This window comes from Paenibacillus thermoaerophilus, from assembly GCF_005938195.1.
GTDB lineage: Bacteria > Bacillota > Bacilli > Paenibacillales > Reconciliibacillaceae > Paenibacillus_W > Paenibacillus_W thermoaerophilus.
On record NZ_VCQZ01000020.1, the window covers coordinates 44220 to 65461 of the forward strand.

General features: G+C 60.1%; 23 protein-coding genes. 17 read left to right on the forward strand and 6 right to left on the reverse strand.

Annotated elements, in window-relative coordinates:
* Nucleotides 1-242: 242 nt before the first annotated feature.
* The 3 genes from FE781_RS13405 (at nucleotide 243) to cls (ending at nucleotide 3691) form a co-directional block, all read left to right on the forward strand.
* Nucleotides 243-1190 carry an ABC transporter ATP-binding protein gene (locus FE781_RS13405; RefSeq protein WP_246068171.1) on the forward strand — a complete coding sequence of 316 codons (948 nt, stop codon included), beginning with the start codon at nucleotides 243-245 and terminating at the stop codon, nucleotides 1188-1190.
* Nucleotides 1180-2139, forward strand: a complete 960-nt coding sequence (locus FE781_RS13410; protein WP_246068172.1) for an ABC transporter permease — start codon at nucleotides 1180-1182, stop codon at nucleotides 2137-2139. Before FE781_RS13405 ends, FE781_RS13410 begins: the two co-directional genes overlap by 11 nt.
* A 106-nt stretch (nucleotides 2140-2245) precedes the next feature.
* Nucleotides 2246-3691, forward strand: coding sequence for a cardiolipin synthase (cls, locus tag FE781_RS13415; RefSeq protein ID WP_138790142.1), 1446 nt, complete (start codon nucleotides 2246-2248; stop codon nucleotides 3689-3691).
* A 146-nt stretch (nucleotides 3692-3837) separates the two neighbouring features.
* Here the strand turns inward: cls and ligD are convergent, their stop codons facing one another.
* From ligD to ku, 3 genes are read right to left on the reverse strand one after another with little or no spacing between them, the layout of a single operon-like run.
* Entirely contained in the window at nucleotides 3838-4746 is a 909-nt protein-coding gene (ligD, locus tag FE781_RS13420) for a non-homologous end-joining DNA ligase (RefSeq protein ID WP_138790143.1), read from the reverse strand.
* Nucleotides 4747-4748: 2 nt separating this feature from the next.
* Nucleotides 4749-5708 (reverse strand): ATP-dependent DNA ligase, encoded by a 960-nt coding sequence (locus FE781_RS13425; RefSeq protein WP_138790144.1) that lies wholly within the window; start codon nucleotides 5706-5708, stop codon nucleotides 4749-4751.
* A gap of 1 nt (nucleotide 5709) precedes the next feature.
* Entirely contained in the window at nucleotides 5710-6669 is a 960-nt protein-coding gene (ku, locus tag FE781_RS13430; protein ID WP_138790145.1) for a non-homologous end joining protein Ku, read from the reverse strand.
* 176 nt (nucleotides 6670-6845) lie between these two features.
* On the opposite strand from ku, the gene FE781_RS13435 reads away from it, so the two are divergent.
* The 6 genes from FE781_RS13435 to tsaD all read left to right on the forward strand — a co-directional run bounded on the left by FE781_RS13435 (nucleotide 6846) and on the right by tsaD (nucleotide 10726).
* Nucleotides 6846-7031: a hypothetical protein gene (locus FE781_RS13435; RefSeq protein ID WP_170209547.1), complete on the forward strand. Its 186-nt coding sequence runs from the start codon at nucleotides 6846-6848 to the stop codon at nucleotides 7029-7031.
* Nucleotides 7032-7036: 5 nt separating this feature from the next.
* Nucleotides 7037-7216 (forward strand): H-type small acid-soluble spore protein, encoded by a 180-nt coding sequence (locus FE781_RS13440; RefSeq protein WP_138790147.1) that lies wholly within the window; start codon nucleotides 7037-7039, stop codon nucleotides 7214-7216.
* Between the two features lie 571 nt (nucleotides 7217-7787).
* Nucleotides 7788-8276 carry a tRNA (adenosine(37)-N6)-threonylcarbamoyltransferase complex ATPase subunit type 1 TsaE gene (tsaE, locus tag FE781_RS13445; RefSeq protein WP_138790148.1) on the forward strand — a complete coding sequence of 163 codons (489 nt, stop codon included), beginning with the start codon at nucleotides 7788-7790 and terminating at the stop codon, nucleotides 8274-8276.
* Nucleotides 8273-9154, forward strand: coding sequence for a tRNA (adenosine(37)-N6)-threonylcarbamoyltransferase complex dimerization subunit type 1 TsaB (gene tsaB, locus FE781_RS13450; RefSeq protein WP_138790149.1), 882 nt, complete (start codon nucleotides 8273-8275; stop codon nucleotides 9152-9154). The genes tsaE and tsaB overlap by 4 nt, the downstream gene beginning before the upstream one ends.
* Before the next feature lie 13 nt (nucleotides 9155-9167).
* Nucleotides 9168-9686, forward strand: a complete 519-nt coding sequence (gene rimI / locus FE781_RS13455; RefSeq protein WP_138790163.1) for a ribosomal protein S18-alanine N-acetyltransferase — start codon at nucleotides 9168-9170, stop codon at nucleotides 9684-9686.
* Nucleotides 9683-10726, forward strand: a complete 1044-nt coding sequence (gene tsaD / locus FE781_RS13460; RefSeq protein WP_138790150.1) for a tRNA (adenosine(37)-N6)-threonylcarbamoyltransferase complex transferase subunit TsaD — start codon at nucleotides 9683-9685, stop codon at nucleotides 10724-10726. Before rimI ends, tsaD begins: the two co-directional genes overlap by 4 nt.
* Nucleotides 10727-11091: 365 nt before the next feature.
* Here tsaD and FE781_RS13465 read toward each other — a convergent pair whose 3' ends face one another.
* Complete coding sequence (locus FE781_RS13465; protein WP_138790151.1) at nucleotides 11092-13068, reverse strand: ABC-F family ATP-binding cassette domain-containing protein; 1977 nt, start codon at nucleotides 13066-13068, stop codon at nucleotides 11092-11094.
* 179 nt (nucleotides 13069-13247) lie between these two features.
* On the opposite strand from FE781_RS13465, the gene FE781_RS13470 reads away from it, so the two are divergent.
* The 6 genes from FE781_RS13470 (at nucleotide 13248) to tatC (ending at nucleotide 17164) form a co-directional block, all read left to right on the forward strand.
* Nucleotides 13248-13892 carry a 5-formyltetrahydrofolate cyclo-ligase gene (locus FE781_RS13470; RefSeq protein ID WP_138790152.1) on the forward strand — a complete coding sequence of 215 codons (645 nt, stop codon included), beginning with the start codon at nucleotides 13248-13250 and terminating at the stop codon, nucleotides 13890-13892.
* Complete coding sequence (gene moaC, locus FE781_RS13475; protein ID WP_138790153.1) at nucleotides 13889-14371, forward strand: cyclic pyranopterin monophosphate synthase MoaC; 483 nt, start codon at nucleotides 13889-13891, stop codon at nucleotides 14369-14371. Before FE781_RS13470 ends, moaC begins: the two co-directional genes overlap by 4 nt.
* Nucleotides 14372-14425: 54 nt before the next feature.
* The gene (locus tag FE781_RS13480) at nucleotides 14426-14929 is read left to right on the forward strand and encodes a MogA/MoaB family molybdenum cofactor biosynthesis protein (RefSeq protein ID WP_138790154.1); all 504 of its coding nucleotides are present in this window, start codon (nucleotides 14426-14428) and stop codon (nucleotides 14927-14929) included.
* Between the two features lie 14 nt (nucleotides 14930-14943).
* A complete protein-coding gene (locus FE781_RS13485; protein ID WP_246068173.1) occupies nucleotides 14944-15960 on the forward strand; it encodes a molybdopterin-binding protein in 1017 nt (338 codons plus the stop codon).
* Nucleotides 15961-16037: 77 nt separating this feature from the next.
* Complete coding sequence (locus FE781_RS13490) at nucleotides 16038-16283, forward strand: twin-arginine translocase TatA/TatE family subunit (RefSeq protein WP_138790156.1); 246 nt, start codon at nucleotides 16038-16040, stop codon at nucleotides 16281-16283.
* Between the two features lie 71 nt (nucleotides 16284-16354).
* Nucleotides 16355-17164, forward strand: coding sequence for a twin-arginine translocase subunit TatC (gene tatC, locus FE781_RS13495; protein ID WP_246068174.1), 810 nt, complete (start codon nucleotides 16355-16357; stop codon nucleotides 17162-17164).
* A gap of 119 nt (nucleotides 17165-17283) precedes the next feature.
* Here the strand turns inward: tatC and gdhA are convergent, their stop codons facing one another.
* A complete protein-coding gene (gene gdhA / locus FE781_RS13500) occupies nucleotides 17284-18663 on the reverse strand; it encodes an NADP-specific glutamate dehydrogenase (RefSeq protein WP_138790158.1) in 1380 nt (459 codons plus the stop codon).
* 308 nt (nucleotides 18664-18971) lie between these two features.
* Here gdhA and groES point away from each other — a divergent pair, with 308 nt between their 5' ends.
* Nucleotides 18972-19253: a co-chaperone GroES gene (gene groES / locus FE781_RS13505; protein ID WP_138790159.1), complete on the forward strand. Its 282-nt coding sequence runs from the start codon at nucleotides 18972-18974 to the stop codon at nucleotides 19251-19253.
* 142 nt (nucleotides 19254-19395) lie between these two features.
* Nucleotides 19396-21009 (forward strand): chaperonin GroEL, encoded by a 1614-nt coding sequence (gene groL / locus FE781_RS13510; RefSeq protein WP_138790160.1) that lies wholly within the window; start codon nucleotides 19396-19398, stop codon nucleotides 21007-21009.
* A gap of 154 nt (nucleotides 21010-21163) precedes the next feature.
* On the opposite strand, the gene FE781_RS18160 is transcribed toward groL, so the two are convergent.
* Nucleotides 21164-21242, reverse strand: a 79-nt coding sequence (locus FE781_RS18160; protein ID WP_138790164.1) for an IS3 family transposase, incomplete at its 5' end; no start/stop codon positions are given.

A 21242-nucleotide genomic window follows, 5' to 3' on the forward strand; every position in this document is an offset into this window, starting at 1 on the left:
CATGAGCTTTTACACTATATTCCATACATGAGCGAGCGTGAGGGGTTGATTCCGGTCCACGATTAAAGCGGGAAAGCATTTTTTAGCGGACGAATTGAGACCTTTTGCCGGGATGATCCGTAAATCAAAAACGAACCGTGCGGCAAGGCAAATGTCTCCGGCAATCAGGCAATCCAGACGGAGAGACGATTTGCAAGATGACGGGTAACAAGGAAACGAATGGATATACTAGGAGGAGTGTCGTGAGCGATCAAGCGAACCTGCCGGTGCTTCAACTTCGGAATGTGACGAAGCGAATCGGCGGCAAAACCATTGTCGACAATTTGACGTTTGATGTCCCGCGGGGCGAGGTGTTCGGTTTTCTCGGTCCGAACGGAGCGGGCAAGACGACAACCATCCGTATGATCGTCGGCTTGATGAAAATTACGGAAGGCGAAGTGCTGATTAACGGCACCAGCATCACGCGGAACTTCGAACAGGCCATCCGCCACGTGGGGGCCATCGTGGAAAACCCGGAGATGTACAAGTTTCTCTCCGGCTACAACAACCTGGTGCACTACGCGCGGATGATCCCCGGCATTACCCGGGAACGGATCGATGAGGTGGTCAAACTCGTCGGCCTCGAATCCCGCATCCGCGACAAAGTCAAAACATACTCGCTCGGCATGCGGCAGCGGTTGGGCGTGGCCCAGGCGCTGCTGCACAAGCCCTCCTTGCTCATTTTGGACGAGCCGACCAACGGTCTCGATCCTGCCGGCATTCGCGAGCTGCGCGATTATTTGCGCCGCCTGACCCGCGAGGAAGGCATCACCGTGTTCGTCTCCAGCCACTTGCTGTCCGAGATGGAGCTCATGTGCGACCGGGTTGCCGTCATCCAGGCCGGCAAGCTGGTTGACGTGAAGCCGCTCCGGGAGTTGGTGGTTGGCGGCGGCGACGATGAGCTTCCGACGGTTATCTTCGATGTGGATAACCGGGAGCTTGCGATCCGGGTGCTGAGCGGTCTGCGGGACGGCGCGCAAGCCGCCGACACGGCGGACGGCGTAACGGCGAAGCTCGATCGCGAGAGCATCCCGCTTGCGACGGCGAAGCTGGTGGAAGCCGGAGTGAAGATCTACGGCATTCGCCCGAGCACGCGTTCGCTTGAAGATCAATTCCTGGAGATGACGGGGAGGGAGTCCGTTGTTGTTTAATCTGATCGCGAATGAAAATATGAAAATATACCGCCGTTTCCGGACATGGATTCTGATCGGTCTGCTGGTCTTGGCCTCTCTGACGGGCACGTTTCTGAGCTGGAAGTACGGCCCGGACGAAAATAGCGACTGGAGACAGGCCGTTCAGGAGAATATCAAGCAGCAGCAGGAGCAAGCGGCTCATTACCAAAACGATGACAGCGTGACGGGCAAACTCCTCAGGGAGCGAGCTGAGAATGAGGTTTTGATCTCCCAGTACAGGCTCGACCACGATATCCCGCCTCCTGCGGGATCGATGTGGGAAAACGTATTGGATATGTCTTCCCTGATCGTTCTCATTACGATCTTTACCGTGATTATCGCGGGGGACAGCGTCGCCTCCGAATTCACATGGGGCACGATCAAGCTGCTGCTGATTCGGCCGGCCAACCGGACGAAAATATTGGCATCGAAGTTTATCGCGACGCTATTGTTCTCATTGCTGCTTTTGGTGCTGCTGTTTGTCGTCAGCGCTCTGTTCGGAGGCATCCTGTTCGGCTTCGACGATATCGGAACGCCGCACCTGAAGGTTGTGAACGGTGCCGTGAAGGAAGTGCCGATGGTGCTGCACGCGATCGGGCAATACGGACTGAACTGCGTCAGCCTCATCATGTACGTGTCCATGGCGTTTATGATCTCGTCGGTATTCCGCAGCAGCTCGTTGGGCATCGGCCTGTCGGTATTCCTTCTGTTCGCCGGTCAGCTTCTGGTCGGACTGCTGGTCGGATTCGACTTCAATTGGGCGAAATACCTGTTTTTCGCCAATACCGATCTGACGCAATATTTAAACGGCATGCCGCTGATCGAGGGCATGACGATGGGCTTCTCCATTGCCGTGCTGACCGTATACTTCGCCGGTTTCCTGCTGTTGAGCTGGCTGGCTTTCACGAAACGGGACATCGCGGCTTAACGGTTTTCCGTTCTCCATCCCGATTTTTATTGACGCGCCAGGCCCTCGGTTCCGAGCGGCCTGGCGAAGCTGTTTATCCCGAGCCGGAGGTGCGAGTTTGCCGCCTATGTATTGGTTGCTCCTTGGAACGGTACTGTATCTGCTGCAGCTAGCAACCGTGCTGGCGTTGGAATTCCGCCGTCCGGCCAGAGCCGTCGCTTGGCTGGTCATTTCGTTCGTAACGCCGCTAATCGGGTTCGGTATTTATTATTTGCTGGCCGCCGATTTCAGCCGCCGTCGCAAGCTGCGAAGGCTGGGAAGACGCCGCATGCCCCAAGCCCGCCGAACACGCCGATCAAAGGGAGGAGACAGAACGTTCCGTCAGATCCCGGAGAGCACGGCGGATGCGTTAGGCCATACTTGCGCCTTCGACCGCCTGGAGCGGATCATGCTGTCGTTGCCCGGATCGCCGGCGTCGACGCGAAACCGGGTGCGTGTGCTGCCGGACGCGGAACAGGCCTACGAGGCGATGCTCCGGGCGATCGAATCCGCCAGGCATCATATTCATTTTTGCTTCTACATCCTCCGCGACGACGAATCCGGCCGCCGATTCCGCGATGCGCTGATCCGCAAGGCGTCGGAGGGGGTGCGTGTCCGCGTCCTGTACGACGGCATCGGCAGCTATGAGCTGTCCGATTCGTTTATCCGTTCGCTGACGCAGGCCGGCATCCGGACGGCGGCTTTTCTCCCGCCCCGGATCGCTCTTCTCGACAAGCGGTTAAACTACCGCAATCACCGGAAGATTGTTGTTGTCGACGGACGAATCGGATTCACGGGCGGATTGAACATCGGAGACGAATATCTCGGCATGGACCCGAAGCTGGGGCATTGGCGGGATCTGCACTTGGAGCTCGAAGGACAAGCGGTTCACGACCTTCAGCAAATCTTCTTGCGCGACTGGGCGTACGCGGCGGGCGAGAAGCTGTCGGATGCGGCTTATTACCCGCCGGCCGATATCGCCGGGGGGCAGCGCGTCCGCATCGTGCCGGACGGGCCCGATCTGGACGGCAATCCGCTGCTGGAGCTGTTTTTCACCGCGCTGGCAACCGCCCGTTCCCGCATCGGCATCGTTACGCCGTACTTCATTCCGGACCCCGCGCTGCTGACGGCGATCAAAACCGCGGCGCTCGGCGGTCTGGACGTGCGCATCGTCCTGCCGGGCCGGGCCGACTCCCGGCTCGTGCAGTGGGCAAGCTTGTCGTATGTCCAGGAGCTGCTTGACGCGGGCGTGCGATTTTTTCAATACCAGAACGGGTTTATCCATTCGAAGCTGGTGCTGGTCGACGGCGCGTTCGCGAGCGTGGGCACCGCCAACCTCGATATGCGCAGTCTGCACTATAATTTCGAGCTGACGGCCGTGCTGTTGGACGAAGGACTGGCGGAGGAGCTGTATCGGCAATTCGAGCGGGATATCGAGCATTCCGTGGAGATTCAAGCCGGGGTGTTCGCCTGGCGGTCGCGCTTGCAGCGGGGAAAGGAAATGCTCGGCCGTCTGCTGGCGCCGATGCTATAGCCTTGGTTCTGGTCGTTGCCCGTTCTGACCGGACATCGGCATAGAAAATCCCCTCCGGTTAACAGGGTCCCTGTGTACTCGGATCAATGGGGCGTGAACGGGTCGTGACAACGGAGCGGACGGGCTCATCGAAACTCCCTTGCCGTTCAAGTCCGAGCTTTCCCCGAACCAAGCACGTCCAAAATCGCGTCAAAATCGTTCTCCGGAGCGGACGCAAGCAGATCGCCGATCCGGTCCAGCCTGTCGGGCACCGTACGCAAGTTGTACTCGCGGACATCCGGCAGCCGTTCGACCTCCTCCCAAGTCAGCGGCGTGGAGACCCCGCCGTGCGGCCGGGCCCGGGGGGTATAGGGGGCGGCGATCGTTTTGCCGTAGCCGTGCTGCATATAGTCGATATAAATTTTGGTGCCGCGCCGAGCCTTCAGCCGTTCCACGGTAAACAGCCCGGGATGCCGGTTCACGGCGTAGCCCGCGACGAATTCGCCGATCTTGCGAAGCTCGTCGAACGTGTAACCTCTGCGGATTCGCGCCCACAACTGGATGCCGGATGCGCCGGAGGTCTTCGGCACGACGGCGATGCCGATCTGCTTGAGGATGTCGCCCAGCAGAAGGACAGCTTCCATCAGCCTCGGCTCAGGGTCCTGGGAAGGGTCGATATCCAGCACCCATTCGGCCGGCAGCGGGTCCTCCACCTTGCGGAGCGAGGGGTGGAACTCGAGACAGGCGAGATTGCCCAGCCAGATCAGCGTCGGCAAGTTGTCCAACACGACGTAGTTGATGCCTTCGCGCCTCTCCACGGCCGTTCGGACGAACTCGGGCGTCGGCTCCGGGGCGTTTTTCTGGTAGAACGACTTATCCCCGACGCCGTGCGGAAACCGGATCGTGGTCAAATACCGGTCGCGGCAGTAGGTCAGCAGATGGGGGGCGAGCCGGCCGAGCGTCTGCAAATATTCCATCTTCGTGACGCCGAGCTCCGGCCACAGCGGCTTCAAGGGATTGGTAATCGTGATGGTATGGCCTTCGATCGTGATGGACCCGCGTTCCGTTGACGGCATGGCTACGACCCTCCCGCCAAATGGCGCGATCCCGCGGATGCGAGCTTGGGATGCCGCAACACGCCCGCGTCCGTAATCTCCAAGCCGGTGACGGCGCAGGGGAACGGACGGCCGAGCCAACGGATGCGTTCCCCCCGGAGATCGGCCGGCTGCGTCGGCCACGGAGCGGGACCGTCCCCGCAAGCGTCGGCATATTCCGCAAGCGTACGCTTTAAAGCTTCGTCAAGCCCAAGCGAGACGCGGCCGAAATAAGCGCCGTCCAGCGACATGACCAGACTGGCCACACGGCCCTGACGGATCGTCAGCCCGACGATATCCACCTCGTAGATTTGCGCCGTTTTGCGTTTGAACCAGTCGCGATGGGCTTTGCCTTCCCGGTACGGAGAGGAAAGCCGCTTGCTGACGACCCCTTCCCAGCCGTGAGTCTCGACCCAACTCCATAGCGAAGCGCCGTCGGACGCAAGCTCCGCCGGCAGCAGGCGGCCGACCGGTTGCGGCAGCAGTTCGCGGAGCAGACGGTGGCGTTCGGCATACGGAAGTTCCCGGAGATCGCGGTCGTCCGCCTGCAGCAGGTCGAAGACGACATACAACGCGTTGGCCGCCGGCATACGGGAACGCCGGCCTCCGGCCGCGGACCGCTCCCGCTTCAAAATGGACGGAAAGTCGGGCCGGCCCTTGACGGGATGCATCACGACCGCCTCCCCATCCAGCACGCATCGGGCGGACAATTGGGACAGCGATTCAGCCAGTTCGGGGTAGACACCTGTCTTGGGCAGCATGTTGCGGGAATAGAGGCGCACTTCGCCGTGATCGACCTGGGCGATCAGCCTGACGCCGTCCCATTTTAGCTGGTAGCCCCATTCGTCTCCCGTCGGCAATTCGCTCTTGAGGATGGGAATCATCGGTTCCCCGGGAAGCAGCAGCCCTGGAAGCGGCGAAGCCGAATGAACGAGGCTGCCCATATCAAGTCACCGGCGATTTGGCGCGCCTGGAGCGGGGACGTCCCGCGGGCGCAGCCGGAGCGTCGGGTTTGGGAACCGCGCCTTCTTCGCCGGAAGCGGCGGCTTGGGCCGGGGCACGGCGTTTTCTTCCCAGCTTCGCTGCCGCCGTCGCCGGCGCTTCGACCGCCACCGTCTCCCGGGGACCCGCGGCCGGGCCGCCGCGCATCGACTCCAGGCTGGCCTGCAGCGCGGCCATCAAGTCGACGACATTCGTCTTCGGCGCTTCAGGCGCCACTTTGACTTCTTGGCCGGCGATCTTGGCGTCGATAGCCGCCATCAGCTTTTCGCGGTACGCGTCGGTGTATTTCTCCGGCTCGAACGGCCCGGACAACTGCTCGATCAGCATTTTGGCCATCGTCAATTCTTTGTCGTTGACCTGCGCCGCTTCGGGCAGATTCGGAACCTGGCGGACCGGCCGGATTTCGTCCGGATAGAACATCGTTTCCATCACCAGGCAGCCTTCGATAATACGGATGGCCGCCAGACTGGATTTGGACCGGATCGACACGTTGGCGATGCCGATCTTGTTCGTGTCCCGCAGCGCCGCCATCAGCAGATTGTAAGCGTTCAGTCCCGTATCGCCGGGGCCGAGGTAGTACGTTTTCTGATAATATATCGGATCGATATCCTTAAGATCAACGAAATCCAGAATGCGGATTTCCTTGTTCGTCTCGCCAAGCGCGTCCAGTTCTTCCTTTTCGAACAAAACGTAATGGCCGGGCTCGTATTCGTAGCCCTTGACAATTTCTTCCCAGGGCACCTCGGTCTCGCAATGCTTGCACATGCGCGCGTAGCTGATCGAGGTCCCGCAAGCCTGGTGGACCATCTTCATGCTGATATCCTTGTCCTCCGTCGCGGAAAACATCCTCACCGGCACGTTGACCAGCCCGAAGCTGATCGCACCTTTCCAGATCGTGTGCATAGCCGTTCCTTTCTGGCCTTCCCGGCCTGCCAGTCATAAGCGAGGCGCCTCGAATGCGGGGGACGAACGAGGGGCAATCTATGGATGTTCCCGGTGCCTCTATTGCTCATTGTATCTGAGTGGAGGCCGTCTTATACCGAACCGGGCCGAATCGGGAACGCGGGAGGTGAGTGATTTTGGCGGAAAATCGGGAGAGCCGCGACGAGGGCCGCAAGGAGTATTTCATGGACATCGACCGCATGGTGAACGAAGGTCTCGGCGGCGGTCAGGTGACGGTCCATAACGGCCTGATCGGAGATTCGACCACGGACACGATGGGAGACACGGAGTCGCTGTTCGACATTACGGATGAGGATGTGTAAAAACGATGGATGTCAAGCGCGCCAAGCAAATTTACGAGTCGCCGGATACGATTCGCGTAACGCTGGACGGCGAGTCGGTCTGGATCGAAAATGTGGACGAATCGAACGGGATGGCGACGGTTCAGGTTGGAAGCCGTCCCGCCAATACGCTGACGGTTTCCGTGGAGCGGCTGCAGGAGTCGTAATCCGACACGTTCGGTCCGCCTGACAAACCGGCTCGTTCCGTTCAGGAATGGCCGGTTTACGAAGGCGGGTTTCGGCTTTATGACGGTATTCAAGGAAATTTCTTTACAACATGCCTCCGAATTGGTACAATAAGCAAATACGAAAAATCGAAACCCTCGCATCGTTTCCTGCAAGTTCCATTCGAAAAGTATTCCATACTCCGTTATTTCACCACTCGGATTGATCTTTCGATTGAATCCCCTGCACGCTAACTGTGAGTCATTCGGTCCCTTGAAATGGGCAAGATCGGATTTTTCCTGTGCCGATCCCATTCGGTCTTTGTCCGAGTCGATGCTTTGTTTCCCGCAAAGACGGCTTTCGGCTTTGGTATGGCCATTTCATTCGTTACGGGTTATGGGCGAATTCGCACTGGCGCGGTCTTCGGAGCCGCAAGGACGGGAGAGAGGCAGGGCTCCCGTTGTTTTCGCGATACCCGGAAGCAGCGGCGAGGTTTTGGTTTGACGTTGTTGGCGCGAAGTGGCGCGTTTGATATAATGAAGGGAACTTTGAACATAAAGAGGTTGTGCCGCGGTGAAGGAACCAAAGCGTTACCGGTACAGTTCAAACGGTCCCGCCGATACTTCGCGATTGGCGGAGCATCTGGCCCGTCTGGCCGGGCCGGGCTCCGTCATTGGCCTGGACGGCGACCTGGGAGCGGGCAAAACCGCGTTCTCCCAGGCGTTCGCCCGGGCGCTTGGCGTTGAGGAGACGGTGAACAGCCCGACGTTTACGATTGTCAAAGAGTACGAAGGGGGCCGCCTGCCCTTTTATCATATGGACGTATACCGGCTGTCGGCGGAAGAAGCGGACGAGCTGGGGCTGGACGAATATTTTTACGGGACGGGCGCGACGCTGGTGGAATGGTCATCGCTGATCGGGGAGCTGATGCCGCCCGAACGTCTGCAGATTCGGATTGTCCACGAAGGCGGAGACGCGCGGACGATCGAGCTGGAACCGCACGGCGAGCCGTATGCCGGCTGGTGCCGCATCTTGACGGAGAACGGAGTTCTGACTTCATGAGGCATTTCAATCGCGATAATCGTATAGACCGGTCGTCCTTATGGGGCGAAGACGACTGGGTGCTGGCCATGGATACGGCCACGGCCGTCATGGCGGTTGCGTTGTTCCGGGGTCGCGAGCCGGTGCGGGAGACGGCGATGCGGTCGGAACGCAATCATTCCATCTATCTGGCTCCCGCCATTCGGGACTTGCTTGCGGCGGAAGGACTGACCACCCGGGATCTGAAGGGCGTGGCGGTCGGCGTCGGGCCGGGCTCTTATACGGGGGTCCGCATCGGCGTCACGGTGGCGAAGACGCTGGCCTGGTCGTTGCAGCTTCCCGTCGTCGGCGTCTCGACGCTGGCGGCTTTGGCTTGGCGCGGGCTCGAACAGGCTTCCGCCGATTCCGGCGCGGCCGCTGCCGGCTATTGGTATGTGCCGCTGATGGACGCCCGCAGGGGACAGGTGTATACGGCGCTGTATTCGGCGGAAGAAGCCGATCCCGGCGTGTCCGCCGGCGGGCTGGCGATTGCCGAGGCGTGGACGGCGCGGATGGCCGACGGCATCCGCTTGCTCGATCGCTGGCTGGACGAGCTGGCCGCGCTGGCCGCTGCGGCGGCAGACGAGGGACGGCCGCCGGCGGCGATCGTATTCGCCGGCGCGACGGAGGCGTTCGCGGAGCGAATCGCCTCGTTCGCGGAGCGGCTGTCGTCCCTCGCGCCGGTCGTAGCAGCCGAGGCGGAGCTGTCCGGCGCGGCGATCGGCAGGCTCGCGTGGCCTGCCGCGATTCGAGGCGAGGCGACGCCCGCGCATGACGTGCTGCCGAATTACACGCAGCTCGCCGAAGCGGAAGCCAAGTGGATTGCCGGGCAGAAGGGGGAGAAACGGGATGGAGCATAACGCTCATGCCGGCATGTATCCGGCGCCTTCCCCGCAACCGGGCGGATCGACGGACGGACAGTCGTATTCGTTCCGCCCGATGCGGCTTGAGGACATTCCGACGATCTGCGAGATCGAGATCGAATCGTTCGCTACGCCGTGGTCGGAGGCCGCGTTCTACAACGAGCTGGTGAACAATCACTTCGCCCACTACATCGTCCTGCAGGAGGACGGGACCGGCTCGATCGTCGGCTATGGCGGCATGTGGATCGTTATGGACGAAGCGCATGTCACCAATGTCGCCATCCGATCTCCCTGGAGGGGGCGCAAGCTTGGAGAGAAGCTGATGCGCAAGCTCCAGACGACGGCGGTATCGCGGGGAGCCGAGCGGATGACGCTTGAGGTTCGCGTCAGCAACACGGTTGCCCAGAACCTGTACCGCAAGCTGGGCTTCGTGCCCAGCGGCATTCGGCCGCAATATTATTCGGACAACAACGAGGACGCCCTCATGATGTGGGCGACGCTGAGAGAACGGGCGGAGGATTTGGAATGACGGATTCACGATCGGAGAACGGCTTGCTGCTGGCCGTGGAGACGAGCTGCGACGAGACTTCGGTTGCGATCGTCGAGGGCGGCCGCCGCGTGCTGGCGAACTGCGTCTCCAGCCAGATGGAGACGCACGAGCGGTTCGGCGGCGTCGTGCCGGAGATCGCGTCCCGCAAGCATGTGGAGTCGATTACGCGAATCGTGGAGGAGGCGATCTCCAAAGCCGGCATCCGGCCAAGCGATCTGTCCGCGGTCGCGGTGACGCAGGGCCCGGGGCTGATCGGCTCGCTGCTGGTCGGAGCGGCGGCCGCCAAGGCTTTGTCGCTGGCGCTGGACGTGCCGCTGATCGGCGTCCATCATATCGCGGGCCATATTTACGCGAACGCGCTGGTGGCCGAACTGCAGTATCCCGCCGTCGCGCTGGTTGTGTCCGGCGGGCATACGGAGCTGGTGCTGCTGGAGTCGGAGGGGAAGTTTCGCCGGATCGGCCAGACGCGGGACGACGCGGCGGGGGAAGCTTATGACAAGGTCGGACGCGCCCTGGGCTTGCCGTATCCCGGCGGGCCGCACATCGACCGGCTTGCGCATGAGGCGGAGGAAGAGATTCCGATGCCGCGGGCATGGCTGGAGCCGGACTCCTACGATTTCAGCTTCAGCGGGCTGAAGTCGGCGGTGCTGGCGGCGCTTAACCAAGCCCGGATGAAAGGGCAGACGTTGAATCCCGCCCATGTGGCGCGGGGCTTTCAGGAATCGGTGATCGAGGTGCTCGTGGCCAAGGCGCTGCGTGCCGCAAGCGAATACGGGGCCAAGCAGTTGCTGCTGGCCGGAGGCGTGGCCGCCAATCGCGGACTGCGTGCGGCGCTCAAGTCGGCATGCGAAGCGGCGGGCTTGCCGCTGATTGTGCCGCCGTTCGAGTATTGCACCGATAACGCGGCGATGATCGCCGCGGCCGCTCATCTGAAGTGGAAGCGGGGCCGGACGACGCCGCTGGAGATGAAGTCGGAACCGATGCTGTCGCTGGAGAAGTGGGCGGAAGATTTGGCGTGAACGCAAAACATGCGAGAAAAGCCTGAGATAGCGGATGAAGTCTGCCGCCTCAGGCTTTTTTGTATGAGCCACCTTTGCGCACCCTTCCGGATGCGCATCAGTCTGAACATACCGATCATTCGGCCGATTCCGTTCGGGAGAGCGGGATATCCAACGCGACAATCGCAGAGGCTCATCAACAAGAATGTGGATAACCTGTGGGGATCGGCGGCGATAAATATCCACAACCGTTGTGTATAATGTGAATAAATGCCGCAAAACCTGCCGATACGGGAAATCGTTATCCCCGTTTATTTCGCCAGGTTTTGCACAATTGCGCTGTGGATGTTGTGGATAATGTGGATATCGTTTTTTGACCGGCTCATTCAGGTTTCTTCCATCAGTTGTTCCCACTCGGCGTAACGTTCCGCCAGCTTCTCCTGCAGCAGCATGAGGGCGGCTTGTTTCTCCTGAACGAGCAGATAGTTCCCGTACACTTCCGGTTGGGCGAGCTGCTCCTGCAGCTCCGTCTGCTCCGCCTCCAGCGACGAGATCTCCGCCTCGAGCTGCTCGATCCGGCGCAGGCGCGAGCGTTCCTGGCGTTTGTTCTGCTTCGCGGCGTCGTAGGAGGAAGCTGCTTTGGCCGGGGAGCCGCCAGCGGGAGGCTCGGCGTGGGCGCCGGCCGGGTCGTCTCCCGACTGCCGGCGGTTTTCTGCGGCCATGAATTCCAGCTCTTTTTTCTTCTCCACGTAATCGTCGTAATTGCCCAAATAAACCGTAATGCCGCCATTGTCCAGCTCCACCACGCGGTCGGCCAGCTTGTTCAGGAAGTACCGGTCGTGGGAGATGAACAGCACCGTGCCCTCGTAATCGAGCAGCGCATCCTCCAGCACTTCCTTGCTGTACACGTCAAGATGGTTCGTCGGTTCGTCCAGAATCAGCACGTTGGCTCTCAGCAGCATCAGCTTGGCGAGGGAGACGCGCGCTTTTTCTCCGCCGCTGAGAGAGGATATCCGTTTCAGGACATCTTCCCCGCTGAACAAAAATTGTCCGAGCACCGTCCGGATGCGCGCCTCCTCCAGATGGGGGAAGGCGCTCCACACTTCCTCCAGGACGGTATTCGCGGGATTGAGGCCGGTCTGCTCCTGGTCGTAATACGCCAGCTTGACGTTGGAGCCCCAACGGATCGTGCCGGCGTCGGGACGGTGCTGGCCGACCAGCGTCTTCAGCAGGGTGGATTTGCCGATCCCGTTCGGTCCGATCAGCGCCACCATCTCTCCCCGGGTCAGCCGGAACGACAATCCCTCCCATAGCCGGCGGCGGCCGCTCTCGTTGGAGGCGTCGCCCACGGACGCGGTCAAGCCCGATACCTCCAGCACGTCGTTGCCGCTGGTCCGGTCGATCTCGAAGGCGAACGCGGCCCGCCGCAGCTCGCCCGGAGGCCGGTCGAGCCGCTGCATGCGCTCGAGCTGCTTCCGGCGGCTCTGCGCGCGGCGCGTCGTCGACGCCCTGGCGATGTTGCGACGGATGAACTCCTCCAGCTTGGCGATTTCCTCCTGCTGCTTCTCGTAATGCTTGCGGTAGATGTCCGCCTCGGTCTCCTTGATCTCGATAAATCGCGAGTAGTTGCCCGTATACCGCTTCGCTTCCGTTCGTTCGATCTCGTAGATCGCGGTAACGGTGGCGTCGAGAAAATATCGGTCGTGGGAGACGATGAGCAGGGCGCCCGAATAACCTTTGAGGTATCCCTCCAGCCAGGTGAGCGTAGGGATGTCCAGGTAGTTGGTCGGCTCGTCCAGAAGAAGCAGATCGGGTTCCTGGAGCAGCAGCTTCGCCAGGGCGAGTCGGGTTTTCTGGCCGCCGCTCAGCGTCGGTATACGGGTGTCGGGCGGGAAGTCTCCGAAGCCCATGCCGTGCAGGACGATGCGAATCCGGGCTTCCGCTTCGTAGCCGCCGAGGCTGCGGAACCGCTCCGACAGCGCATCGTACCGCCTCATCACATCCTCCAGCCTGGCCGGATCGGACGAGGTGTCCGGATCGGCCATCGCCGTCTCGAGCGCCCGCAGCTCTTGCTCCATCGCGAACAGGTGGGCGAATACGCCGCGCATCTCCTCGTAGATCGAGCGGTCGGACTGAAGGCCCGACTGTTGGGCCATATAACCGATCCGGATGTCTTTCGGCATGATGATGTCTCCGGAGTCCGCGGACAGCTCTCCGGCGATGATTTTCAGGAGCGTCGATTTGCCCGCGCCGTTGACGCCGACCAGGCCGATCCGCTCCCGCTCTTGAATTTGCATCGATATATCGGTGAGTACGGCGGTCGTGCCGTAGCTCTTATGGATATGTTTCAGTTGCAGCAGCATGCTGGTTCTTGCCTCCGGTTTTACGTGTATTTCTCCCTGCTACATAGTATCACGGTTTGGGGGTCTGCCCAAGTGTCCGGCTTGACGGAAGGCATAATAGTCGTATTCTTCCGTTTCTTCTTGGCGCACGGGTATGGTACAATAAACCCAAAGCTTGATCACGCGATTGAGGGATACGGTTGAAAAACGAGCTGCGACGGCGGATGCTTGCCTGCCGGCGGGAGATGGACGAGCTTACCTACGAACGGCGGTCCCGGCTGCTGTCCGACCGACTGATCGACCTCTTGCGGTTGCGCCTGGTTCGGTCGCCGGAAGAGGGCGGCCCCCAGGCCCCCTGGATGCTCTATGTGCCCGCCAAGCGGCGAAGGGAACCCGATATCGAGCCGGTGCTGCGATGGATCTGGTCGACGGGCCGGCCGCTGCTGCTTCCCCGCGTGAAGGATGCCGGCGGCGCGATGGAAGCGTGCCTCGTGACCGCGCCGGATCAGCTTGCGCCGGGGGCGTTCGGCTTGCTGGAGCCGGCGCCGGACATTCCCGCTTACGGTCGCCCGCAGGATATACCGTTGATGCTGCTGCCCGGGCTCGCTTTCGACGGCAATGGGTATCGTCTCGGCTACGGCGGGGGGTATTACGACCGGTTTCTCGAACGTCTCCGCCTCCTCCGGAGGGCGGCCGGCATGACGCCCGATCTTCCGGAATTGTGGGCGGCGTCGTTCGAATTTCAGAGAGTGCCCCGGGTGCCGGCCGAGCCGCACGACATGCCGGTCAGCCGGCTTGTCACGGAAGCGGGCGTTTACGATTTTCCGGGGGGTGAGCCACGATGAACGGACTGACGCATTTTGACGGAGAAGGAAGAGCCCGCATGGTGGACGTGTCGGACAAGGCCGACACGGCGAGGACCGCGGAGGCCGAAACGTATATCGAGATGAAACCCGAGACGCTGGAGCGGATTCGCGAGGGTCGCATCGGCAAAGGAGACGTGCTGGCCGTTGCCCAGATCGCCGGCATCATGGCCGCCAAGCAGACTTCGCAGTGGATCCCGATGTGCCATCCGATTCCGCTGACCGGCGTCAGCCTGTCCTTCGAGGACAACGGCCGGGACCGCTTGCGGATTGTCGCCGCCGTGAAGACGACCGGCAAGACGGGAGTCGAGATGGAGGCGCTGACCGCGGTGTCTGCCGCTGCTCTGACCGTATACGATATGTGCAAGGCTGTTCAGAAAGATATGACGATCGGCCCGACGCGGCTGTTGTCCAAGTCGGGGGGCAAGAACGGCGATTACCGCCGGGAGCCCGATGCTTGATCGGGCGTTGCCTGTCCATGCCGCCGATTGTTCGCATTAGGGGGGAGAGGACGCATGCGCTGGAGAGTCGCATTACTGACGGCAAGCGACAAAGGCTCGCGTGGCGAGCGCGAAGATACGGCCGCTCAAGTCATCCGCGAGCTGGTGGAAGAGGAATTGCAGGGCGAGATTGTGGAATATCGGGTCGTGCCCGACGAAACCGATGAAATCATCGCGTCGCTGATCGAGATGACGGAGTATTTCCAAGCGCATCTGATCTTTACCACGGGCGGGACCGGATTGCTGGAGCGGGATGTGACGCCGGAAGCTACGAGGCAGGTCATCGACCGCGAAGTGCCGGGTTTGGCCGAAGCGATGCGCGCGGCGGCCGTTCGCAAGGACCGGCGGTATGTCCTGCACCGGGGCATCGCGGGCTTGCGCGGACGCACGCTGATCCTGAACCTTCCGGGCACGCCCGAGGGCGTTCACGCCCATCTGGCGGCCGTGCTTGAGGATTTGCCCGTCGCGCTGCTGACGCTGAACCGCCGGACGGCCCCTTCGCCATCCGACGTGCTGTGAAGGGGGAGCCGCCATTGTTGCGCGAGGTTCGCGTGCATGATGCGGTCGGCTTGAGGCTGGCGCACGATCTGACGCAGATCATACCCGGACAGTTCAAGGGACGGCTGTTCCGCAAAGGGCATGTGATTGCGGAGGAGGATATCCCGGCCCTGCTGTCGATCGGCAAGGAACATATCTACGTGCTGGAGCTTGAACCCGGCGAGCTGCACGAGGACGATGCCGCGCTGCGAATGGCCGAGGCGGTGCGCGGCGGCCGGCTCGACATGACGGAGCCGAGCGAAGGCAAAGTCGTGCTGAAAGCGGCGATTCAAGGCCTGGCCCGGGTGGACGAGCAATTGATTCACGCGGTGAACGACCTGGACGAGGTTGCCATGGCGACCATTCGCGATCTGACGGTTGTCGAGCCCGGACAGCCGGTCGTCGGCACGCGCGTTATTCCGCTTGTCGTGGCGGAGTCCCGAATCGCCGAAGTGGAGCGGCTAGCCGGGGAGGCGCGTCGGCTGGCCGCGGCCGAAGGGAGAACCGGGCCCGTCGAAGTGCTGCCCTTCCGGCCGATGCGGGCGGGAGTCATTACGACCGGCAGCGAAGTCTATTCCGGCCGCATCGAGGACCGCTTCGGGCCGGTCGTTCGGGCCAAGCTGGAACGCTTCGGCTCCACGGTGGCCGAGCAGCGCTTCGTGAGCGACCGCAGCGACGACATCGTTCGCGAAATCCGGTATTTCCGCGAGGCGGGCGTCGATCTCATCCTGGTGACCGGCGGCATGTCCGTCGATCCGGACGACCGGACGCCGGGGGCGATTCGCCAGGCGGGCGCCCGCGTCGTCAGCCACGGCACGCCGATGCTGCCGGGCTCGATGCTGATGATGGCGTATTTGGATGACGTGCCCATCATGGGCCTGCCGGGAAGCGTGATGCACGATCCGTATACCGTGTTCGACGTGCTGCTTCCGCGCGTCTTGGCCGGAGTGCCCGTCAGCCGCAGCGACATCCGCCGTCTCGGCTACGGGGGACTCCACAGCACAAGAGGGTAAATGCAGCCGCCAAGGCTTTGTGCAACGGAAATTTCCCGCTTTCGCCGACTTTCAAACGATCTTGAGGAGGGGCTCGCATGTCCACGATTGGTATTCCCGGTTTGATCCTGATTTTCCTGGTCGCTTTGCTGTTGTTCGGTCCCAGCAAGCTGCCCGAGCTCGGCCGGGCGTTCGGACGCACGCTTCGCGAATTCAAAAACGGCGCGAAGGACATTATTGAGGATGACGACAAGGAGCGCGACCGCAAGGACGTCACGCCTGTTGCCCCATCCATCGACACGGAGAAAAACGAAGTTAAAGACAACCGCCGTCTGCCGGACTGAGGCGGACTTCACGATTTTAAGCGGGCTGCCGGTTCGTTCCGGCGGCCTGCCGCATGCAGGAGGGGTTTTCCGTGGCGGTAGCCAGCGATTCCGGCCGATCCCGGGGCAAGTCCGCAGATGAACTGCCCGTGTTGGAGCATCTCGGCGAGCTGCGGCGCCGGCTCATCTATTGCATCGTTTTTCTTGTGATCGCGATGGGGGTTGGCCTGTTTTTCGCCGGTTCGGTGATCGAATTTTTGAAGACGCAGCCGCCGGCCAAGGATATCACTTGGAACGCGTTCGCTCCGTGGGAGCCGATCCGCTTGTACATGATGTTCGCGTTTATCATCGGTTTGGCGGCGTCGCTGCCGTTCATCCTGTGGCAGATCTGGCTGTTCGTGCGGCCGGGGCTGCGGCCGGACGAACGGAGAGCAACGGTCAAGTACATCCCGGCCGGCGTCATCTTGTTTTTGCTCGGGCTTGCGTTCGGATACTTCGTCGTGTTCCCGATGGCGTTTTATTTCACTTCGAGCGTGGCCCAAAACCTGAACATCACGGAAACGTACGGCATCGCGCAATATTTTTCGTTTATGCTGAATATATTGCTGCCGATCGCCCTGCTGTTCGAACTGCCGATCGCGGTGATGTTTCTGACGCGCATCCGCGTGTTGAGCCCTGCCCGGCTGCGCAAGCTGCGCCGGTTCGCCTATCTCGCTCTGGTCATCGTCGCGGCTTTCGTGACGCCGCCCGACGTCATCTCGGACATCTTGGTATCGGTGCCGATGATTGCGCTGTACGAAGCGAGCGTGCTGATGTCGGCATGGGTTTACCGCCGCCGGCAAGCCGAGGACGAGGCATGGGAAAAACGATGGGCGGACGCCGAACCGGAAGCGGCGGACTGACGGGGGATAGGCAGCTTACGGCCTTACCGGCCGCAAACGAACGTAACCATACGAATAACGGCGTTCCGCCTTTGGACAAAGACGGAACGCCGTTTTCTCATGCGTATATCGGCTCGTAATCAGATGACGCCGTGTGCCAGCATCGCGTCGGCTACGCGTTTGAAGCCGGCGATGTTCGCGCCGACAACGAGGTTGCCGGATTGGCCGAATTCTTCGGCGGCTTCGACGGACTGCTGATAGATTTCTTTCATGATATCGTGCAGCTTCCGGTCGACATCGTAGAAGGACCAGGAGTAGCGCATGCTGTTTTGGGCCATCTCCAGCGCGGATACGGCTACGCCGCCGGCGTTCGCCGCTTTGGCCGGTCCGAACAATACGTTGTTGTCCAGGAATACTTCGATCGCCTCAAGCGTGGACGGCATGTTCGCGCCTTCGCCGATCGCTTTTACGCCGTTCGCCACGAGGGTGCGGGCGGCTACTTCGTCGATCTCGTTCTGGGTCGCGCAAGGCAGGGCGATGTCGCAAGGGATCGACCAGATGCCGCTGCAGCCTTCATGGTACTCGGCGTGCGGATGGTGCTTGACGTATTCGCTGATGCGCTTGCGCTCGACTTCTTTCAGTTGTTGGACCGTCTCCAGGTTGATGCCTTCCGGATCGTAGATGTAGCCGTTGGAGTCGCTGCACGCGACAACTTTCGCGCCAAGCTGGGTCGCTTTTTGAATCGCGTAGATCGCCACGTTGCCGGAGCCGGAGACGACGACCGTGCTGCCCTCGAACGACAATCCTTTGGATTTCAGCATTTCTTCGACAAAATACACGCAGCCGTAGCCCGTCGCTTCTTTGCGTCCGAGGCTTCCGCCGTAGCCGACGCCTTTGCCCGTCAGCACGCCGGGCTCATTGGCTCCGCGAATGCGGCGGTATTGGCCGAACATATATCCGATCTCCCGGGCGCCTACGCCGATGTCGCCGGCCGGCACGTCCACGTCGGGACCGATGTAGCGGTACAGCTCGGTCATGAAGCTTTGCGTGAACCGCATGATTTCGCCTTCGGATTTGCCTTTCGGGTCGAAGTCCGAGCCGCCTTTGCCGCCGCCGATCGGCTGGCCGGTGAGGGCGTTTTTGAAGATCTGCTCGAAGCCCAGGAATTTGATGATGCTGGCGTTAACGGACGGGTGGAAGCGAAGTCCGCCCTTGTACGGTCCAAGTACGCTGTTGTACTGGACGCGGAAACCGCGGTTGACTTGAACTTTTCCTTGGTCGTCCACCCACGGCACGCGGAAGGTGATCATCCGCTCGGGCTCGACAATGCGCTCCAGAATGCCTTGCTCCATATAGATGGGGTACTTTGCGAAAATCGGGATCAAGGAATCGAATATTTCTTTGACGGCTTGGTGAAACTCATGTTCATGAGGATTGCGGCGGACGACGGTTTCATACACTTCTTTTACATATCTGGCCGCCGCCGCATCGTTTTTGTTGACGTTTTGCAATAATGTCATAGAACGATCCGCCTTTGCTTCTATAAGATTTTTTGGATGCATCTATCATACCATGTGAGGTTTGACTTAACCATTGTTTCACAGCATTTTTTTATGGGAAATCATTAACTTTTTTTACGAAGAAATCGCCTCGGCCGGACGATTTGTTTAAAACATCGTAAATTTCTCGCTGAACTACTTGCAAACGAGTCCCCGAATGATTATCATAAAAAGTGTTGTTAGCACTAACTGCGAACGAGTGCTAACAAAAGCATGCAAAATTACACTTTAACATCTCCCAAACATATTCTCGAAGGAGGAGTATCACAATGATCAAACCATTGGGCGATCGCGTAGTCATCGAACCCATTGCAAAGGAGCAAACGACCGCCAGCGGTATCGTTCTGCCGGACACGGCAAAGGAAAAGCCGCAAGAAGGCAAAGTCGTAGCGGTTGGAAGCGGCCACCTCAAAGACGGTCAACGCATTGCGCTTGAGGTAAAAGAAGGCGACCGCGTTCTGTTCTCCAAATACGCTGGGACCGAAGTGAAGATCGACGGACGCGAATTGCTGATCCTTCGCGAAAACGACATCCTCGCGGTACTGGCTTAAGCCGTAACGCTACACATACGGGAAGCTTGACGAAGTGTGTTTCGTAAAAAGAGCTGCCGCTTTCCGGCAGAAGCTTTAACGAACCTGAGCGGCTTTGGCCGCCGCACTTTCATACTACTAAAGATACGGGAGGCATATTCTTATGGCAAAAGAGATCAAATTCAGCGAAGAAGCCCGCCGTTCCATGCTGCGTGGGGTTGACGCTTTGGCAAACGCCGTTAAAGTCACGCTGGGTCCGAAAGGCCGCAACGTCGTGCTGGAGAAAAAATTCGGCAGCCCGCTGATCACCAACGACGGCGTATCGATCGCTAAAGAAATCGAGCTGGAAGATCCGTACGAAAATATGGGCGCGCAACTGGTTAAAGAAGTTGCGACCAAAACGAACGACGTAGCCGGCGACGGTACGACGACCGCTACGGTACTGGCTCAAGCGATGATCCGCGAAGGCCTGAAAAACGTAACGGCCGGCGCAAACCCGATGGTCGTCCGCAAAGGTATCGACAAAGCGGTTAAAGCTGCTGTTGCGGAACTGCAAAAAATCGCCAAGCCGATCGAAGGCAAACAATCGATCGCGCAAGTTGCCGCAATCTCCGCTGCTGATGAAGAAGTCGGCGATCTGATCGCCGAAGCGATGGAGAAAGTCGGCAAAGACGGCGTTATCACCGTCGAAGAGTCCAAAGGCTTCACGACCGATCTGGAAGTCGTTGAAGGTATGCAGTTCGACCGCGGCTACGTCTCGCCGTACATGATCACGGATACGGACAAAATGGAAGCCGTTCTCGACAACCCGTATATCCTGATCACCGACAAAAAAATCAGCAACGTTCAAGAGCTTCTGCCGATCCTGGAAAAAGTCGTTCAATCCGGCAAGCAACTGCTCATCATCGCGGAAGACGTCGAAGGCGAAGCGCAAGCAACGCTTATCGTCAACAAACTGCGCGGCACGTTCACTTGCGTAGCGGTTAAAGCTCCGGGCTTCGGCGACCGCCGCAAAGCGATGCTGCAAGACATCGCGGCTCTGACGGGCGGCCAAGTCATCACGGAAGAGCTCGGCCTCGAACTGAAATCCGCGACGCTGGCTCAACTGGGTTCCGCTCGCCAAGTTCGCATCAACAAAGAAAACACGATCATCGTCGACGGCGCGGGCAAACCGGAAGACATCCAAGCGCGCGTCAACCAAATCAAAGCGCAACTGGAAGAAACGACTTCCGAATTCGACAAAGAAAAACTGCAAGAGCGTCTGGCGAAGCTGGCCGGCGGCGTAGCCGTGATCAAAGTCGGCGCAGCTACGGAAACCGAGCTGAAAGAACGCAAACTGCGCATCGAAGACGCCCTGAACGCTACCCGCGCTGCGGTTGAAGAAGGTATCGTAGCGGGCGGCGGTACGGCTCTGGTGAACGTATACAAAGCCGTTGCGGCTGTCGAAGCGGAAGGCGACGAGAAAACGGGCGTAAACATCGTGCTGCGCTCCCTCGAAGAGCCGGTTCGCACGATCGCGCAAAACGCGGGTCAAGAAGGCTCCGTCATCGTCGAGCGCCTGAAAAACGAACCGATTGGCCGCGGCTACAACGCAGCTACCGGCGAGTGGGTCGACATGATCGAAGCCGGCATCATCGACCCGGTGAAAGTAACCCGCACGGCTCTGCAAAACGCGGCATCCGTCGCGTCGATGTTCCTGACGACCGAAGCGGTTATCGCCGACAAACCGGAAAAAGAAAAAACTCCTGCCGTTCCGGACATGGGAGGCATGATGTAAGATTAAGGGCACAAGCTCTTAATCGGCCAGCAACCGCTTGATGCGTTCGAGCGGTTGCTCATGATCCTGCACGGGTGAACGGGAGGCTTCCCAGAAGTTCAGCGAACTTGAACTGACCCCCGTCAAGTAGACAGTACAAAAAAATAAAAATCGGTTAAGCGGCCTTGGTCCTGAATTCCATGGGACTGAGGCCGTTTAGTTTTGCCTGTAATCGCTCGTTATTGTAAAAACGG

What these genes read in the sequence shown, in the direction of transcription:
- tsaB (WP_138790149.1), top strand. Translation starts at nt 8,273, where the DNA reads ATGAGGCATTTCAATCGCGATAATCGTATAGACCGGTCGTCCTTATGG.
- cls (WP_138790142.1), top strand. Translation starts at nt 2,246, where the DNA reads ATGTATTGGTTGCTCCTTGGAACGGTACTGTATCTGCTGCAGCTAGCA.
- groL (WP_138790160.1), top strand. Translation starts at nt 19,396, where the DNA reads ATGGCAAAAGAGATCAAATTCAGCGAAGAAGCCCGCCGTTCCATGCTG.
- rimI (WP_138790163.1), top strand. Translation starts at nt 9,168, where the DNA reads ATGTATCCGGCGCCTTCCCCGCAACCGGGCGGATCGACGGACGGACAG.
- moaC (WP_138790153.1), top strand. Translation starts at nt 13,889, where the DNA reads ATGAACGGACTGACGCATTTTGACGGAGAAGGAAGAGCCCGCATGGTG.
- FE781_RS13465 (WP_138790151.1), bottom strand. Translation starts at nt 13,068, where the DNA reads ATGCTGCTGCAACTGAAACATATCCATAAGAGCTACGGCACGACCGCC.
- ku (WP_138790145.1), bottom strand. Translation starts at nt 6,669, where the DNA reads ATGCACACGATCTGGAAAGGTGCGATCAGCTTCGGGCTGGTCAACGTG.
- groES (WP_138790159.1), top strand. Translation starts at nt 18,972, where the DNA reads ATGATCAAACCATTGGGCGATCGCGTAGTCATCGAACCCATTGCAAAG.
- ligD (WP_138790143.1), bottom strand. Translation starts at nt 4,746, where the DNA reads ATGCCGTCAACGGAACGCGGGTCCATCACGATCGAAGGCCATACCATC.
- FE781_RS13440 (WP_138790147.1), top strand. Translation starts at nt 7,037, where the DNA reads ATGGATGTCAAGCGCGCCAAGCAAATTTACGAGTCGCCGGATACGATT.
- gdhA (WP_138790158.1), bottom strand. Translation starts at nt 18,663, where the DNA reads ATGACATTATTGCAAAACGTCAACAAAAACGATGCGGCGGCGGCCAGA.
- tsaD (WP_138790150.1), top strand. Translation starts at nt 9,683, where the DNA reads ATGACGGATTCACGATCGGAGAACGGCTTGCTGCTGGCCGTGGAGACG.
- FE781_RS13425 (WP_138790144.1), bottom strand. Translation starts at nt 5,708, where the DNA reads ATGGGCAGCCTCGTTCATTCGGCTTCGCCGCTTCCAGGGCTGCTGCTT.
- FE781_RS13480 (WP_138790154.1), top strand. Translation starts at nt 14,426, where the DNA reads ATGCGCTGGAGAGTCGCATTACTGACGGCAAGCGACAAAGGCTCGCGT.
- FE781_RS13490 (WP_138790156.1), top strand. Translation starts at nt 16,038, where the DNA reads ATGTCCACGATTGGTATTCCCGGTTTGATCCTGATTTTCCTGGTCGCT.